This window comes from Tahibacter sp., from assembly GCF_035481375.1.
Taxonomy (GTDB): domain Bacteria; phylum Pseudomonadota; class Gammaproteobacteria; order Xanthomonadales; family Rhodanobacteraceae; genus Tahibacter.
This window is the reverse complement of the sequence record NZ_DATIGT010000030.1, coordinates 1-15,182: the sequence shown is the minus strand read 5'-3', so window position 1 is coordinate 15,182 and position 15,182 is coordinate 1. Positions and strand designations below refer to the sequence as shown.

Sequence of the window (15,182 nt, the reverse complement as noted above, 5' to 3'; positions counted from 1 at the left end):
GTCAGCGGGTGCGGCACGAGCCGCATCGCCGCGCCGAGCAGGTAGTACCAGACCGGCCCGAGATGCAGCGTGTTGTAGATGACCGGGCCGGTCAGCGGCCACTGCTGTCCTGCCGCGATCTGCTGTGCGAAGTACAGGTCGCGCAGCGTGTCGGGCGTGCCGGCCATGCCGGCGGCGGTCCACAGCTGCAGCAGCACCAGGGCGGCGACGACCGCCTGATGCCAGCGCACGGGCGTCGCGGCCGGCGACGGCGGCGCGGCGGCCGCCGCGGCGGGACTCACCGCTGCGGATCCTGCACGCGGAAATCCTTCGAGCGACGCTGGATCAGGTTCAGCGCGAAGCGGTCGGGCAGCAGCTTGACCAGTCCCTTGATCGCGCGGTTCACGCGGCCGGTCACGTAGACGATCTCGCCGCGCTCCATCGCCGCGAGCCCTTCGCGCGCGACGTCCCCGGCCGTCATCCAGAGCCATTTCGGCATGCGCGAGACCTGTTCGCGCGAGCCGACGACATCGTGGAATTCCGACCATGTGAAGCCCGGGCAGATTGCGCAGACCTTCACGCCGCGCGCGGCGTTCTCGAGACCGAGCGACTGCGAGAACTTGATCATGAAGGCCTTCGACGCGGCGTACATCGTGTGCCCGGCCGAACCCGGCACGTGGCCCGCGAGCGAGGCGATGTTCGCGATGCGGCCGTAACCGCGCTGCTGCATGCCCGGCAGCAGCCGATAGGCGAGTTCGCACGGCGCGGTGACCATGACCTGCAGGAAGTCGGCATGGATTTTCCACGGTTGCGCGAGGTAGTGCCCGGCTACGCCGTAGCCCGCGTTGTTCACGAGCACGTCGATCGCGATGCCGCGGCGCTCGATTTCCTCGCAGAGCGCGGCGCTCGCATCGATTTCAACGAGATCGGCGCGGATCGTTTCGACGCGGACGCCGTGCTGCTCGCGCAGTTCGTCGGCGAGCGCCGTCAGGCGGTCTTCGCGGCGGGCCGTAAGCACCAGCGAATGGCCGCCGGCCGCGAGCGCGCGCGCGAATGCCGTGCCGATGCCGGCCGAGGCGCCGGTGACGAGAGCCCAGCGGGCGGTAGTGGACGTCATGACATTCCCTGCGCGAAAGCGGCCGGTCGCCGCGGGCGAAGTCGCGATTCAACCCGAGACCCCGGTCCGTCGCAACGGCGCATTGCGCGGGCGCGGGCGCGTCGCTATTCTTCGCGCCCTTTCGCGGGAACGGACCCGATGCGACGCAAGCTCGTGGCAGGCAACTGGAAGATGCACGGCAGCGCCGCGACCGCGGCCGAGCTCGTGCGCGCCATTGCCGCCGGCATGCCCGCATCGATCGATGTCGCGGTGTTTCCACCCTCGGTCTACGTCGCCGGGCTCGTCGCCTCCCGCGCGGGCGCGCTCGCGTTCGGCGTGCAGGACGTCAGCGAGCACGCGCAGGGCGCCTATACCGGCGAACTCGCCGCGGCCATGGCGGCCGACGTGGGCTGCCGCTACGCGCTGGTCGGTCATTCCGAGCGGCGCCAGCATCATGCCGAGTCGAACGAACGCGTCGCCGCGAAGTTCGCCCAGGCACAGGCGGCCGGGCTCGTGCCGGTGCTCTGCGTCGGCGAGACGCTGGACCAGCGCGAGGCCGGCCAGACGGAAGCGGTCGTCGGTGCGCAGGTCGAGGCGGTCGTGAAGGCCTGCGGCATCGCCGCGTTCGGCAATGCCGTCGTCGCGTATGAACCGGTCTGGGCGATCGGTACCGGCCGTACCGCGACCGCGGAACAGGCGCAGGCGGTTCATGCATTCATCCGTAGCCAACTCGCATTTCACGATGCTACACTCGCCAACTCGCTGCGCTTGCTCTACGGCGGCAGCGTAAAACCGGCCAATGCCGCCGAGCTTTTCGCTCAGGCCGACGTGGACGGCGGATTGATAGGCGGCGCCTCTCTGGTGGCGGCCGATTTCCTCAAGATTTGTGAGGCTGCGCTCTAAGCGCGGCCGGGCTGGATCGAGATGCTGCTTACGATCTTCAATGTGTTTTACATCTTGATCGCGGTGGCGATGGTGGCGCTGATCCTTCTGCAGCGCGGCGCCGGCGCAGACGCGGGTTCGGGTTTCGGCTCGGGCGCGTCCGCTACGGTGTTCGGCGCGCGCGGTTCGGCGAACTTCCTGTCGCGTGCCACGGCGGTCCTGGCCAGTTTGTTCTTCCTGCTCAGTCTGGGCATGGGCATGTACCTCGGCGGTGGCATGGCTCCCAAGCCGCAGACCGATCTGGGTATCATGTCCGGCAACGAAGTGCCCGCCGCTCCCGTGAAAGCTCCTGAAGCGACGCCGCCTGCCGGCGACGTGCCGCAGGCGTCGGTACCGGCCCCGGCGGCGACCACCGAAGTGCCCGCGACGCCCCAGCCCGCTACTCCTGCCGTCGCCACGAAGGGCGACGACAAGACCGAAGCCAAGGCGGACGAGTCGAAGAAGAACTAGTTGGAACACAATGCCCAGATGGCGGAATTGGTAGACGCACTACCTTGAGGTGGTAGCGACTTAGGTCGTGGGGGTTCGAGTCCCCCTTTGGGCACCAATCTAGTTACGGTCGTGCGGGCTTCAGCACACTGCGCACGGCCGCTGATGCATCGGTGATCGATGCGGAGGTTCGCGGACTCGTGCTTGCCGAATATTGGCCAATCCTGCTTTTCCTCGTCGTCGCCACGGGCCTTGGCCTGGTTCTCCTGGCGGTCGGCACCGTTCTCGGACCCAAGCGTCCCGACACCCAGAAACGATCGGCGTACGAATGCGGCTTCGAAGCCTTCGAAGACGCGCGCATGAAATTCGACGTGCGCTACTACCTGATCGCCATCCTGTTCATCATCTTCGATCTGGAAATCGCCTTCCTGTTTCCGTGGGCGGTCGTCTTCAAGCAGATCGGCATCGTCGCGTTGATCGAAATGGGCCTGTTCCTGGCTCTGCTCGTCGTCGGCTTCGTCTACGTCTGGAAGAAGGGAGCCCTCGAATGGGAATGACCGACAGCCTCAGCCGGGTCATGCACAACCCGGTTCCGGTTTCCACCGTCGACGACATCCTGCGACCCGACGGTGACAACCCGCTGATCGAGCGCGGCTTCGCCGTTACCTCGGCCGACGCGCTCATCAACTGGGCGCGCACCGGTTCGATGTGGCCGATGACGTTCGGTCTCGCGTGCTGCGCCGTCGAAATGATGCATGCGGGTGCGTCGCGCCTCGACCTCGACCGCTACGGCGTCGTGTTTCGACCGAGTCCGCGCCAGTCCGACGTCATGATCGTGGCCGGCACGCTGGTCAACAAGATGGCCCCGGCGCTGCGCAAGGTCTACGACCAGATGCCCGATCCGAAATGGGTCATCTCCATGGGCTCGTGCGCGAACGGCGGCGGCTACTACCACTATTCCTACGCGGTGGTGCGCGGCTGCGATCGTATCGTGCCGGTCGACATCTATGTGCCGGGCTGTCCGCCGACGGCCGAAGCGCTGGTCTACGGCATTCTGCAGCTGCAGAAAAAGATTCGCCGCACCAACACCATCGCGCGCTAACGGAAACTCCGCATGAGCGAGAACCTGCCTACCACGCTGGCGCAGCGCCTTACCGCGCGCTTCGGCGCCGACGTCGTTGCCGTGACCGAGTGGCGCGGCGAAACCACGCTCGAAGTCCTGCCGCAGCACTGGCTTTCCGTGATCCAGGCACTGCGTGACGAAGCCGAGTTCCGCTTCGAGCAGGCTGTCGACGTCTGCGGTCTGGACTACCTGAGCTACGGTCAGACCGAGTGGGACACGACCGACGTCTCGAACCAGGGCTTTTCGCGCGGCGTCGAAGGGCAGGGGCCGGGCCGCTTCCGCTGGTCGGAGCGTCCGCGCGTCGCGCCGCACGCCAAGCGTTTCGCCGTCGCCGTGCAATTGCTGTCGATCACGCACAACGCGCGCCTGCGCGTCAAAGGCTACTGTGCCGACGACGCGCTGCCGATCATGCCGTCGCTGACGGGGCTTCATCCGGGCGTGAACTGGTTCGAGCGGGAGGCGTTCGACCTCTACGGCATCGTGTTCGAAGGCCATCCGGACCTGCGCCGGATCCTGACCGACTACGGTTTCGTCGGCCATCCGTTCCGCAAGGATTTCCCGCTGATCGGCAACGTCGAAGTGCGTTACGACAGCGAAAAACAGCGCGTCATCTACGAGCCGGTCAGCATCGACCCGCGCGTGCTCGTGCCGCGCGTGATCCGCGACGACTCGCGCTACGACCAGGCCCAGGCCGAAGCGGCCGCCGGCGCGGCTGCGGGGAAGTAAGTCATGCAGGAAATCCGCAACTACACGATCAACTTCGGCCCGCAGCATCCGGCGGCCCACGGCGTGCTGCGCCTCGTGCTCGAAATGGACGGCGAGACCATCATGCGCGCCGATCCGCACATCGGCCTGCTGCATCGCGGCACCGAGAAGCTGGCCGAGTCCAAGCCGTTCAACCAGTCGATCGGCTACATGGACCGTCTCGACTACGTGTCGATGATGTGCAACGAGCACGCCTACGTGCGTGCGATCGAAAAGCTCGTCGGCGTCGAAGCGCCGATTCGTGCGCAGTACATCCGCACGATGTTCGACGAGATCACGCGCATCCTGAACCACCTGATGTGGATCGGCTCGAACGCGCTCGATCTCGGCGCGATGGCCGTGTTCCTCTACGCGTTCCGCGAACGTGAAGAGCTCATGGACTGCTACGAGGCGGTCTCCGGCGCGCGCATGCACGCGACGTATTACCGTCCGGGCGGCGTCTATCGCGATCTGCCCGACCGCATGCCGCAGTACAGGGAATCTCGCTGGCACAAGGGCGGCGATCTCAAGCGCATGAACGAGTGGCGCGAAGGATCGATGCTCGATTTCCTCGAAGCCTTCTGCAAGGACTTCTACACCAAGGTCGACGAATACGAGACCCTGCTGACCGACAACCGCATCTGGAAGCAGCGCACTGTCGGCATCGGCGTCGTGACGCCGGAACAGGCGTTCGCCTGGGGCATGTCGGGTCCGATGCTGCGCGGCTCGGGCATCGCCTGGGATCTGCGCAAAAAGCAGCCCTATGCGGCTTATGCCCATGTGGATTTCGACATCCCGCTCGGCACGAAGGGCGACTGCTACGACCGTTACCTCGTGCGCGTCGAGGAGATGCGCCAGTCCAATCGCATCATCGAGCAGTGCGTGAAGTGGCTCCGGGCCAATCCGGGGCCGGTCATGATCGAAAACTTCAAGGTCGCTCCGCCGTCCCGCGAGGAGATGAAGGACGACATGGAAGCGCTGATCCATCACTTCAAGCTGTTCACCGAAGGCTACTGCGTGCCGGCCGGCGAAACCTACAGCGCGGTCGAAGCGCCGAAGGGCGAGTTCGGCATCTATCTGGTTTCCGACGGCGCGAACAAGCCGTTCCGCCTCAAGGTGCGAGCGCCGGGCTTTGCCCATCTGTCGTCGATGGACGAGATCGTACGCGGCCACATGCTGCCCGACGTCGTCGCGATGATCGGTACCTACGACGTCGTGTTCGGCGAAATCGACCGCTGAGCGACGGGAGCACATCATGAAAGCCACTGGCACCTACAACCAGGTCAAGGATGTCGACCCGCAGGTCGCGCTGACCGAGAAGACGCGCCACCACATCGACCACTGGGTGTCGAAGTTTCCGCCGGACCGCAAGCGCTCGGCGCTGATCCAGGGCCTCATGGCCGCGCAGGAACAGCAGGGCGGCTATCTGACCGACGAACTCACCACGGCCGTCGCGAAGTATCTCGACCTGCCGACGGTCTGGGCCTACGAGGTCGCGAGCTTCTACTCGATGTTCGAGACCTCGCCGGTCGGCCGCAACAACGTCGCGATCTGCACCAACATCTCGTGCTGGCTCAACGGCGCGGAAGACGTCGTGCGCCACTGCGAGAAAAAGCTCGGCGTGAAGCTCGGCGAATCGACGGCCGACGGCCGCATCTACCTCAAGCAAGAGGAAGAATGCCTCGCCGCCTGCTGCGGCGCGCCGATGATGGTCGTCAACGGCCACTACCACGAGAACCTGACCACTGAAAAAGTGGATCAGATCCTCGACGGCCTGAAGTGAGGCAGGACATGGCATCGCACTCCACCGGCCCGGTAGGCCCCGCCCCGCAGGATCATCAGGTCGTCTACACGACGCTGCATTTCGACAAGCCCTGGGCGCTCGACAATTACCTGAAGGTCGACGGCTATCAGGCGTGGAAGAAGATCCTCGCCGAGAAGCCCGATCCGGCGGCGGTCATCGAGGAAATCAAGAAGTCCTCGCTGCGCGGCCGCGGCGGCGCGGGCTTCCCGACCGGCCTGAAGTGGTCGTTCATGCCGCGCACGGCGCCGGGGCAGAAGTACATTCTTTGCAATTCGGACGAGTCCGAGCCGGGCACCTGCAAGGACCGCGACATCCTGCGCTTCAATCCGCATTCGGTCGTCGAAGGCCTCGCGATCGCGTGCTACTGCACCGGTTCGACGGTCGCCTACAACTACCTGCGCGGCGAGTTCCACCACGAGCCGTTCGAGCACTTCGAGGAAGCGCTCAAGGAAGCCTACGCCGCGGGTCTGCTCGGCAAGAACATCCAGGGTTCGGGCATCGACGTCGACATCCACACCGCGCTCGGCGCCGGCGCCTACATCTGCGGCGAAGAAACCGCGCTGATGGAATCGCTCGAAGGCAAGAAGGGCCAGCCGCGCTTCAAGCCGCCGTTCCCGGCCGGCTTCGGTCTGTACGGCCGCCCGACGACGATCAACAACACCGAGACCTATGCGTCGGTGCCGGCCATTCTGCGCAACGGCGCGGAGTGGTTCCTCAATCTCGGCAAACCGAACAACGGCGGGCCGAAGATCTTTTCCGTTTCGGGACATGTAGCGAAACCGGGCAACTACGAGATCCGCCTCGGCACGCCGTTCAAGGATCTGCTCGCGCTCGCCGGCGGCATGCGTCCGGGCCGTCAGCTCAAGGCCGTGATTCCGGGCGGTTCGTCGATGCCGGTGCTGCCGGCGGCGACCATGCTCGAATGCACCATGGACTACGACTCGATCCAGAAGGCCGGCTCCGGCCTGGGTTCGGGCGCGGTCATCGTCATGGACGATTCGACCTGCATGGTGCGCGCCTGCCAGCGCATCAGCCGTTTCTACTATGCCGAGTCCTGCGGCCAGTGCACGCCGTGCCGCGAAGGCACGGGCTGGATGTACCGCATGCTTACGCGCATCGTCGAAGGCAGGGCCGAGATGACCGATCTGGCCATGCTCAAGCAGGCTGCCGGCCAGATCGAGGGGCACACGATCTGCGCGTTCGGCGAAGCCGCTGCGTGGCCGGTGCAGGGCATGCTGCGGCATTTCTGGCACGAATTCGAATATTTCATCGTCAACAAGCGCTCGCTCGTCGACGACCAGCCCGGCAAGGCCGCTTGAGGACGAACGACGCATGAGCGCCCAGCCCGTGAACCCGAACACGCCGCCCGATCACGTCAACATCGAGATCGACGGCAAGGCGATGACCGCGCCGAAAGGCTCGATGATCATCCACGCCGCCGACAAGGCCGGCGTGCCGATTCCGCGTTTCTGCTACCACGACAAGCTGCCGATCGCGGCGAACTGCCGCATGTGCCTCGTCGAGGTCGAGAAGTCGCCCAAGCCGATGCCCGCCTGCGCCACGCCGGTCATGGAAGGCATGAAGGTGCTGACGCGCTCGCAGAAGGCGCTGAGCTCGCAGCGCAACGTCATGGAGTTCCTGCTGATCAACCATCCGCTCGACTGCCCGATCTGCGATCAGGGCGGCGAGTGCGAACTGCAGGACGTGTCGATGGGCTACGGCCGCTCGGTCAGCCGCTTCGTCGAGCGCAAGCGTTCGGTCGCCGACGAGGACATCGGCCCGCTGATCGCGACGGAGATGACGCGCTGCATCCAGTGCACGCGCTGCGTGCGCTTCGTCGGCGAGGTCGCGGGCACCTACGAGCTCGGCGGCATGAGCCGCGGCGAGAACCTCGAGATCGGCACCTACGTCGGCAAGACGATCGAGAGCGAGATCGGCGGCAACATCATCGACGTCTGCCCGGTCGGCGCGCTGACGAACAAGCCGTTCCGCTTCCAGGCACGTGCCTGGGAGCTGATCGCGCGCGAAAGCCTCGGCTATCACGACGCGCAGGGTTCCAATGTCTGGCTGCACACACGCCGCGGCGAAGTGCTGCGCCACGTGCCGCGCGACAACGAAGCGATCAACGAATGCTGGCTGTCGGACCGCGACCGCTACAGCCACCAGGGCCTCTACGCCGCCGATCGCGCGACGCAGCCGCTGCTCAAGAAGAACGGCGAATGGACCGTCGTCGGCTGGGACGAGGCGCTGTCGGCCGTCGCCGACAAGCTCAAGGCCGTGCGCGGCGACGATCTCGGCGCGCTCGTGCATCCGGCGACGTCGAACGAGGAGGGCCACCTGCTCGCCGAACTCGTGCGCGCGCTCGGCACCAAGCACATCGATCACCGCCTGCGCCAGCTCGATTTCAGCGACGCGGCTGCGGGCTTCGGTTTCGCCACGCCGGTCGCCGACATCGAGAAGGCCGGCGCAGTACTGCTGTTCGGCTCGAACCTGCGTCACGAACTGCCGCTCGCGAACCACCGCGTGCGCAAGGCGGCCAAGCGCGGCGCGAAGGTGCATGCGCTCAATCCGATCGCGTTCGATTTCAACTACGACCTGACGACCTCGCTCGTCGTCGCGCCGGCCGTGCTGGCCGACGAGGCGGTGAAGCTCGCGAAGGCCGCGCTCGACCTCGGCGGCGAAGCGCCGGCCGAACTCGCGGCGCTGCTCGCCTCGGCGACGACCGACGACGCGGCGCGCTCGCTCGCGAAATCGCTGAAGGACGCCACCGGCTCCGTCGTGATCTTCGGCGAAGCGGCCGCGATGCATCCGCAGGCCTCGCTGCTGCGCGCCTGCGCGCGCTTCGTCGCGCTCGCGACCGACGCGGGCTACAACGAAGTGCCGCTCGGTGCGAACGCGCTCGGCCTCACGCGCGTCGGCGTCGTGCCGGCCAACGGCGGCCTCGATGCGCGGACGATGCTCGCGCTGCCGCGCAAGGGCTATGTGCTCTACGGCGCCGAGCCGCCGTACGACTTCGGCGACGGCGGTCTCGCGATGACTTCGCTGGCCAAGGCCGATGTCGTCGTCGCGTTCACCGCGTTCGCGAGCGATGCGATCAAGGCCGTCGCGACCGCGATCCTGCCGATCGCCGCGCTCCCGGAAATCGACGCGACGCTGGTCAACCTCAACGGCATCAGCCAGACCGCCGCCGCCGGTGCCAAGGCGCCGGGCGAGGCGCGCGCCGGCTGGAAAGTGCTGCGCGCGCTGGCCGACAAGCTCGCGCTGCCGGGCTTCGAATTCACCGAGATCGCCGAACTGCGCCAGGCGCTCGCCGCCCGGCCGGCAGCGATCGCGCCGCAGGTTCAGGCCAAGGTCGCGAGCCGCCAGGACGCGAAGGGCCTCGTGCGCATCGCGACCGTGCCGATCTATCGCGGCGACGCGGTCGTGCGTCGCGCGGCCGCACTGCAGGCGCATCCGCTGACCAGCGGGGCAGGGCTCGGCCTCAATCCGCACGACGCGACCTCGCTCGGCGTCGACGACGGCAGCATGGTCAAGGTGACCGGTGCGGCCGGCACGGCGACGCTGCCGGTCGTCGTCAGCGCCGGCGTGCCGCGCGGCGGCGCCTGGATCGAAGCCGCGTACGTCGAGACCGCGGCGCTGCCGGCTTACGGCGCCGAACTCAGCATCAGCAAGGCATAAGCGCATGGACTCTGTGATCGCGCTGCTCAACACCTTCATTGCCGAATGGCCGACGCTGTCGCTCGTCGTCGGTCTGATCGCGCTGCCGCTGCTGCCGCTGATCATTTCGGTCGCGATGTACGTCTGGTGGGAACGCAAGGTCATCGGCTGGATGCACGTACGCATGGGGCCGAACCAGGTCGGCCCGCTCGGTCTCGCGCAGGCCTTCGCCGATGTGTTCAAGCTGCTGTTCAAGGAAATCACGGTTCCCGAGAAGGCCAGCACGTTCCTGTTCTATCTCGCGCCGCTGCTCGCGCTCGTGCCGGCCATGGCCGCGTGGGCGGTCGTGCCGATCGGCGATCGCATCGCCTGGTCGAACGCGAATGCGGGCCTGCTGTACCTGCTCGCGATGACCTCGCTCGGCGTCTACGGCATCATCCTCGCGGGCTGGGCGTCGAACTCGAAATACGCGTTCCTCGGCGCGATGCGCTCGGCCGCGCAGGTCGTGTCCTACGAAATCGCGATGGGCATGGCGCTGGTCAGCGTGCTGATCCTATGCGGCAGCCTGAATCTCTCCGACATCGTCAACGCGCAGGCCGGCGGCAAGGGCCTGTTCGACTGGTTCTGGCTGCCGCTGCTGCCGATGTTCGTCATCTACTTCATCTCGGGCGTCGCCGAAACCAATCGCGCGCCGTTCGACGTGGCCGAGGGCGAATCGGAAATCGTCGCCGGCTTCCATGTGGAATATTCGGGTTCGGCGTTCGCGATCTTCTTCCTCGCCGAATACGCGAACATGATCCTCGTCGCGTTTCTCGCCTCGGTGCTGTTCCTCGGCGGCTGGCTGTCGCCGGTGCAGGGCCTGCCGCTCGGCATTCTCGCGGCGCCGGGCTGGTGGTGGCTGTTCGCGAAGGCGTTCTTCATGGCCTTCCTGTTCCTCTGGTTCCGCGCGACGTTCCCGCGTTACCGCTACGACCAGATCATGCGCCTGGGCTGGAAGGTGTTCATTCCGATCACCATCGCCTGGACCTTCGTTGCCGGCTGCCTCGCCTATTTCGGCGGCGTGACCATCGGCCCGGGAGTCAACCCGTGAACCGCGTCATCAGTTACTTCAAGAGCCTGTTCCTGCTCGAACTGCTGCAGGGCCTGTGGGTCACCGGCAAGTACCTCGTGAAGCCGAAGTACACGATGCAGTACCCGATGGAAAAGATTCCGAAGTCGAATCGCTTCCGCGGTCTGCATGCGCTGCGCCGCTATCCGAACGGCGAAGAGCGCTGCATCGCCTGCAAGCTCTGCGAAGCCGTGTGCCCCGCGCTGGCCATCACGATCGACGCCGCGCCGCGCGCGAGCGACGGCCAGCGCCGCACGACGCGCTACGAGATCGACCTGTTCAAGTGCATCTTCTGCGGCTTCTGCGAAGAGTCGTGCCCGGTCGACTCGATCGTCGAGACCGACATCCACGAATACCACTTCGAAAAACGCGGCGAGAACATCCTGACCAAGGAAAAGCTCCTGGCTCTGGGCGATCGCTACGAGGCCGAGATCGCGGCCGCACGCGCGCAAGACGCGGCGTATCGCTGAGCGCGCAGGAGAACGCCCGATGATGCAACAGATCCTGTTCTACGCCTTCGCCGCGGTGCTCGTCGCCTCCGCGCTGGCGGTCATCACGCTGAAGAACTCGGTGCACGCGGCGCTGAGCCTCGTGCTGACGTTCTTCACGGCCGCCGGCATCTGGATCCTCGCCGAAGCCGAATTCCTCGGCCTCGCGCTGATCGTCGTCTACGTCGGCGCCGTGATGGTTCTGTTCCTGTTCGTGGTCATGATGCTCGACATCAAGCCCGAGGCGATGCGCGAAGGCTTCATCCGCTTCCTGCCGGTCGGCGTCGTCGTCGCGGCGGTCATGCTCGTCGAGATGCTGGCGCTGATCGGCCTGAAGACGCTGCAGGCCGTGCCGCTGCCGGCCAATCCGGCGGCCGCGGCGGGCAGCAACACCGCGTGGCTGGGCCAGGCGCTGTTCACGAAATTCCTGCTGCCGTTCGAGATCGCCGCGCTGATTCTGACCGTCGCGCTGATCGCCGCGGTCGCACTGACGCTGCGCAAGCGCAGCGGCGTGCGCACGCAGAAGCCGAGCCAGCAGGTGCTGGTGCAGCGCGACGAGCGCCTGCGCGTCGTGAAGATGGCCAGCGAAGCGCCGTCGAACGGAGAATCCGCATGATCTCGCTCGCGCATTTCATCGTGCTCGGCACGATCCTGTTCTGCATTTCCGTCGCGGGCATCTTCATCAATCGCAAGAACGTCATCGTGCTGCTGATGGCGATCGAGCTGATGCTGCTCGCCGTGAACATGAACTTCGTCGCCTTCAGCCGCTACCTCGGCGATCCGGCGGGCCAGGTGTTCGTGTTCTTCATCCTGACGGTCGCCGCGGCGGAGTCCGCGATCGGCCTGGCCATTCTCGTCGTGCTGTTCCGCAATCGCAGCACGATCAACGTGGCCGAAATCGATTCGATGAAGGGATAAGGCTTCCGATGATCACGCCCAAGCTCATTCTCCTCGTCATCGCCCTCGCGCCGCTGTTCGGCGCGATCGTCGCGGGCCTGTTCGGCAAGCGCGTCGGACGCGCCGGCGCGCACACCGTCACGATCGCCGGCGTGCTCGTCTCGTTCCTGCTGTCGTGCTACGTGCTGTACATGCTCGTGACCGGCGGCTGGGGCGTGTTCAACGAGAACCTCTATACCTGGTTCGAGGTCGGCCCGCTGTCCGCCCACGTCGGCTTCCTCGTCGACCGCCTGACCGCGGTCATGATGGTCGTCGTCACCTCGGTGTCGCTGCTCGTGCACGTCTACACGATCGGCTACATGCACGAAGATCCCGGCTACCAGCGCTTCTTCAGCTACATCTCGCTGTTCACGTTCTCGATGCTCATGCTCGTCATGAGCAACAACTTCATGCAGCTGTTCTTCGGCTGGGAAGCGGTCGGTCTCGTCTCGTACCTGCTGATCGGTTTCTGGTTCAAGCGGCCGACCGCGATCTTCGCGAACATGAAGGCGTTCCTCGTGAACCGCGTCGGCGACTTCGGCTTCCTGCTCGGCATCGCCGCCGTGCTGTTCTGGTTCGGTTCGCTCGACTACGCGACGGTGTTCAAGGCCGCCGACACGACGCTCGCCGGAAAGACGCTCGAAGTCATCGCCGGCCATCCCTGGGAGGCCGCGACCGTGATCGGCGTGCTGCTGTTCATCGGGGCGATGGGCAAGTCGGCGCAGGTGCCGCTGCACGTCTGGCTGCCCGATTCGATGGAAGGTCCGACGCCGATCTCCGCCCTCATCCACGCGGCGACGATGGTGACCGCGGGCATTTTCATGGTCGCGCGCATGTCGCCGCTGTATGAGCTGTCCGAGACCGCGCTGTCGTTCGTCATGATCGTCGGCGCGACGACGGCGCTGTTCACGGGCCTGATCGGCATCGTGCAGAACGACGTCAAGCGCGTCGTCGCGTATTCGACCCTGTCGCAGCTCGGTTACATGACCGTCGCGCTCGGCGTGTCGGCGTATTCGGCCGCGATCTTCCATCTGATGACCCACGCGTTCTTCAAGGCGCTGCTGTTCCTCGGCGCCGGCTCGGTCATCATCGCGATGCACCATGAGCAGGACATGCGCTACATGGGCGGCCTGAAGAAATACATGCCGATCACGTTCATCACGGGCTGGATCGGCACGCTCGCGCTGACCGGCTTCCCGGGCTTCTCGGGCTTCTTCTCCAAGGACGCGATCATCGAAGCCGTGCACGAATCGCATCGCTTCGGCGCGGGCTACGCGTATTTCTGCGTGCTGATCGGCGTGTTCGTCACGGCGCTCTACAGCTTCCGCCTGATCTATCTCACGTATCACGGCAAGGAGCGCTTCGTGGTCGAGCACCACGATCACGCGCATGGCCACGATCATCATGCCGATCATGGTGACGACCATGCCGACGACCACGGCCACCACGAACCGGGTCACCTCGAGCATGCGCCGCACGAGTCGCCGTGGGTCGTCACGGTGCCGCTGATCCTGCTCGCGATTCCGTCGGTCGTCGTCGGCTGGTTCGCGATCGGTCCGATGCTGTTCGGCGATTTCTTCGCCGGCGCGATCTTCGTGAAGGAAGGCGGTCCGCTGGCCGAACTCGCGCACGAGTGGCACGGACCCGGCGCGATGGTCCTGCACGGCATCATGGCGCCGCCGTTCTGGTTCGCACTCGCCGGCTTCGCCGTTGCGACCTACGTTTACATGTTCAACCGCAGCATCGCCGATCGTGCTGCGAAGATGTTCGCGCCGGTCTACAGCCTGCTGCAGAACAAGTACGGCATCGACGATCTGTACTTCGCGCTGTTCGCGCGCGGTGGCCTCAAGCTTGGCCGCGGCCTCTGGCGCGGCGGCGATGTCGCCGTGATCGACGACGGCCTCGTCAATGGTTCGGCCGCGCTCGTGCAGGGCATTGCGGCGCGCGTGCGCCGCGTGCAGTCCGGTTACCTGTATCACTACGCCTTCGCAATGATCCTCGGGCTGATCGTGCTGCTCGGCGGTCTGTGGCTGGCGGCACGCTGAGCGAGCAAAGGGAATAATGACAATGTTTGCCAACTGGCCCTTGCTTAGCCTCCTGATCTGGCTGCCGATCCTCGGCGCGATCCCGGTGCTGCTTGCCGGCGACCGCCGCCCGGGCCCGGCGCGCACGATCGCGCTCGCCGTCGCCATCGCGACCTTCCTCGTCAGCCTCGCGATGCTGTCGACGTTCTACGGCAGCGTCGCCGCGGCCGGCACGGCCGATCTCGGCCTGCTGAAGAACATGCACCTGCAGGAAAACCTGCTCTGGATCGACACGCTGAACGTGCGCTACCACCTCGGCGTCGACGGCATCTCGGTCGCGCTGGTGCTGCTGACGACGTTCACGAGCGTGCTCGTCGTGATCCTCGGCTGGGGCTCGGTCGACGAGAAGGTCGCGCAGTACATGGCCGCGATGCTCGTGCTCGAAGGCCTGATGGTCGGCGTGTTCTGCGCACTCGACGCACTGCTGTTCTATGTCTTCTTCGAAGGCATGCTGATCCCGATGTTCATCCTGATCGGCGTCTGGGGCGGCGCGCGGCGCGTCTATGCGACGCTGAAGTTCTTCATCTACACGTTCTTCGGTTCGATCTTCATGCTGATCGGACTGCTGTATCTGTATTTCAAGACCGGCACGTTCGAACTCGCCGAGCTGGCCCAGGTCGGCCTGAGCGCGAAGGAACAGGCATGGCTGTTCTTCGGCTTCCTGATCGCGTTCGCGGTCAAGGTGCCGATGTGGCCGGTGCATACCTGGTTGCCGGACGCGCACGTCGAGGCACCGACCGGCGGTTCGGTCGTGCTGGCGGCGATCATGCTGAAGATCGGCGGCTACGGCTT

17 protein-coding genes and 1 tRNA gene are annotated in these 15,182 nt (G+C 65.8%); 16 read left to right on the top strand and 2 right to left on the bottom strand.

Features of this window, described 5'->3' with window-relative positions:
• Positions 1 to 281: hypothetical protein (locus VLF18_RS02100; RefSeq protein ID WP_325277960.1), on the bottom strand; the 281-nt coding region annotated here is incomplete at its 3' end.
• Positions 278 to 1,096 carry an SDR family oxidoreductase gene (locus VLF18_RS02095; protein ID WP_325277959.1) on the bottom strand — a complete coding sequence of 273 codons (819 nt, stop codon included), beginning with the start codon at positions 1,094 to 1,096 and terminating at the stop codon, positions 278 to 280. The genes VLF18_RS02095 and VLF18_RS02100, both read right to left, overlap by 4 nt.
• A 138-nt stretch (positions 1,097 to 1,234) precedes the next feature.
• On the opposite strand from VLF18_RS02095, the gene tpiA reads away from it, so the two are divergent.
• The 16 genes from tpiA to VLF18_RS02015 all read left to right on the top strand — a co-directional run.
• Positions 1,235 to 1,978, top strand: coding sequence for a triose-phosphate isomerase (gene tpiA, locus VLF18_RS02090; RefSeq protein WP_325277958.1), 744 nt, complete (start codon positions 1,235 to 1,237; stop codon positions 1,976 to 1,978).
• Positions 1,979 to 1,999: 21 nt separating this feature from the next.
• Complete coding sequence (secG, locus tag VLF18_RS02085; protein ID WP_325277957.1) at positions 2,000 to 2,467, top strand: preprotein translocase subunit SecG; 468 nt, start codon at positions 2,000 to 2,002, stop codon at positions 2,465 to 2,467.
• Between the two features lie 12 nt (positions 2,468 to 2,479).
• Positions 2,480 to 2,564, top strand: a tRNA-Leu gene (locus VLF18_RS02080).
• Between the two features lie 82 nt (positions 2,565 to 2,646).
• The gene (locus VLF18_RS02075) at positions 2,647 to 3,003 is read left to right on the top strand and encodes an NADH-quinone oxidoreductase subunit A (protein ID WP_325277961.1); all 357 of its coding nucleotides are present in this window, start codon (positions 2,647 to 2,649) and stop codon (positions 3,001 to 3,003) included.
• Positions 2,994 to 3,548, top strand: coding sequence for an NADH-quinone oxidoreductase subunit B family protein (locus tag VLF18_RS02070; RefSeq protein WP_325277956.1), 555 nt, complete (start codon positions 2,994 to 2,996; stop codon positions 3,546 to 3,548). Before VLF18_RS02075 ends, VLF18_RS02070 begins: the two co-directional genes overlap by 10 nt.
• A 12-nt stretch (positions 3,549 to 3,560) precedes the next feature.
• Positions 3,561 to 4,295, top strand: a complete 735-nt coding sequence (locus tag VLF18_RS02065; RefSeq protein ID WP_325277955.1) for an NADH-quinone oxidoreductase subunit C — start codon at positions 3,561 to 3,563, stop codon at positions 4,293 to 4,295.
• 3 nt (positions 4,296 to 4,298) lie between these two features.
• Positions 4,299 to 5,552, top strand: coding sequence for an NADH-quinone oxidoreductase subunit D (locus tag VLF18_RS02060; RefSeq protein ID WP_325277954.1), 1,254 nt, complete (start codon positions 4,299 to 4,301; stop codon positions 5,550 to 5,552).
• Between the two features lie 16 nt (positions 5,553 to 5,568).
• Entirely contained in the window at positions 5,569 to 6,096 is a 528-nt protein-coding gene (nuoE, locus tag VLF18_RS02055; protein WP_325277953.1) for an NADH-quinone oxidoreductase subunit NuoE, read from the top strand.
• An 8-nt stretch (positions 6,097 to 6,104) separates the two neighbouring features.
• Positions 6,105 to 7,436: an NADH-quinone oxidoreductase subunit NuoF gene (nuoF, locus tag VLF18_RS02050; RefSeq protein WP_325277952.1), complete on the top strand. Its 1,332-nt coding sequence runs from the start codon at positions 6,105 to 6,107 to the stop codon at positions 7,434 to 7,436.
• A gap of 13 nt (positions 7,437 to 7,449) precedes the next feature.
• The gene (nuoG, locus tag VLF18_RS02045) at positions 7,450 to 9,795 is read left to right on the top strand and encodes an NADH-quinone oxidoreductase subunit NuoG (protein ID WP_325277951.1); all 2,346 of its coding nucleotides are present in this window, start codon (positions 7,450 to 7,452) and stop codon (positions 9,793 to 9,795) included.
• Positions 9,796 to 9,799: 4 nt separating this feature from the next.
• Positions 9,800 to 10,864 carry an NADH-quinone oxidoreductase subunit NuoH gene (gene nuoH, locus VLF18_RS02040; protein ID WP_325277950.1) on the top strand — a complete coding sequence of 355 codons (1,065 nt, stop codon included), beginning with the start codon at positions 9,800 to 9,802 and terminating at the stop codon, positions 10,862 to 10,864.
• On the top strand, positions 10,861 to 11,352 hold the full coding sequence (gene nuoI, locus VLF18_RS02035) for an NADH-quinone oxidoreductase subunit NuoI (protein ID WP_325277949.1): 492 nt from the start codon (positions 10,861 to 10,863) through the stop codon (positions 11,350 to 11,352). The genes nuoH and nuoI overlap by 4 nt, the downstream gene beginning before the upstream one ends.
• 19 nt (positions 11,353 to 11,371) lie before the next feature.
• Positions 11,372 to 11,986 (top strand): NADH-quinone oxidoreductase subunit J, encoded by a 615-nt coding sequence (locus VLF18_RS02030; protein ID WP_325277948.1) that lies wholly within the window; start codon positions 11,372 to 11,374, stop codon positions 11,984 to 11,986.
• On the top strand, positions 11,983 to 12,288 hold the full coding sequence (gene nuoK, locus VLF18_RS02025; protein WP_325277947.1) for an NADH-quinone oxidoreductase subunit NuoK: 306 nt from the start codon (positions 11,983 to 11,985) through the stop codon (positions 12,286 to 12,288). The genes VLF18_RS02030 and nuoK overlap by 4 nt, the downstream gene beginning before the upstream one ends.
• Positions 12,289 to 12,296: 8 nt before the next feature.
• On the top strand, positions 12,297 to 14,351 hold the full coding sequence (gene nuoL, locus VLF18_RS02020; protein ID WP_325277946.1) for an NADH-quinone oxidoreductase subunit L: 2,055 nt from the start codon (positions 12,297 to 12,299) through the stop codon (positions 14,349 to 14,351).
• Positions 14,352 to 14,373: 22 nt separating this feature from the next.
• Positions 14,374 to 15,182: NADH-quinone oxidoreductase subunit M (locus tag VLF18_RS02015; RefSeq protein WP_325277945.1), on the top strand; the 809-nt coding region annotated here is incomplete at its 3' end.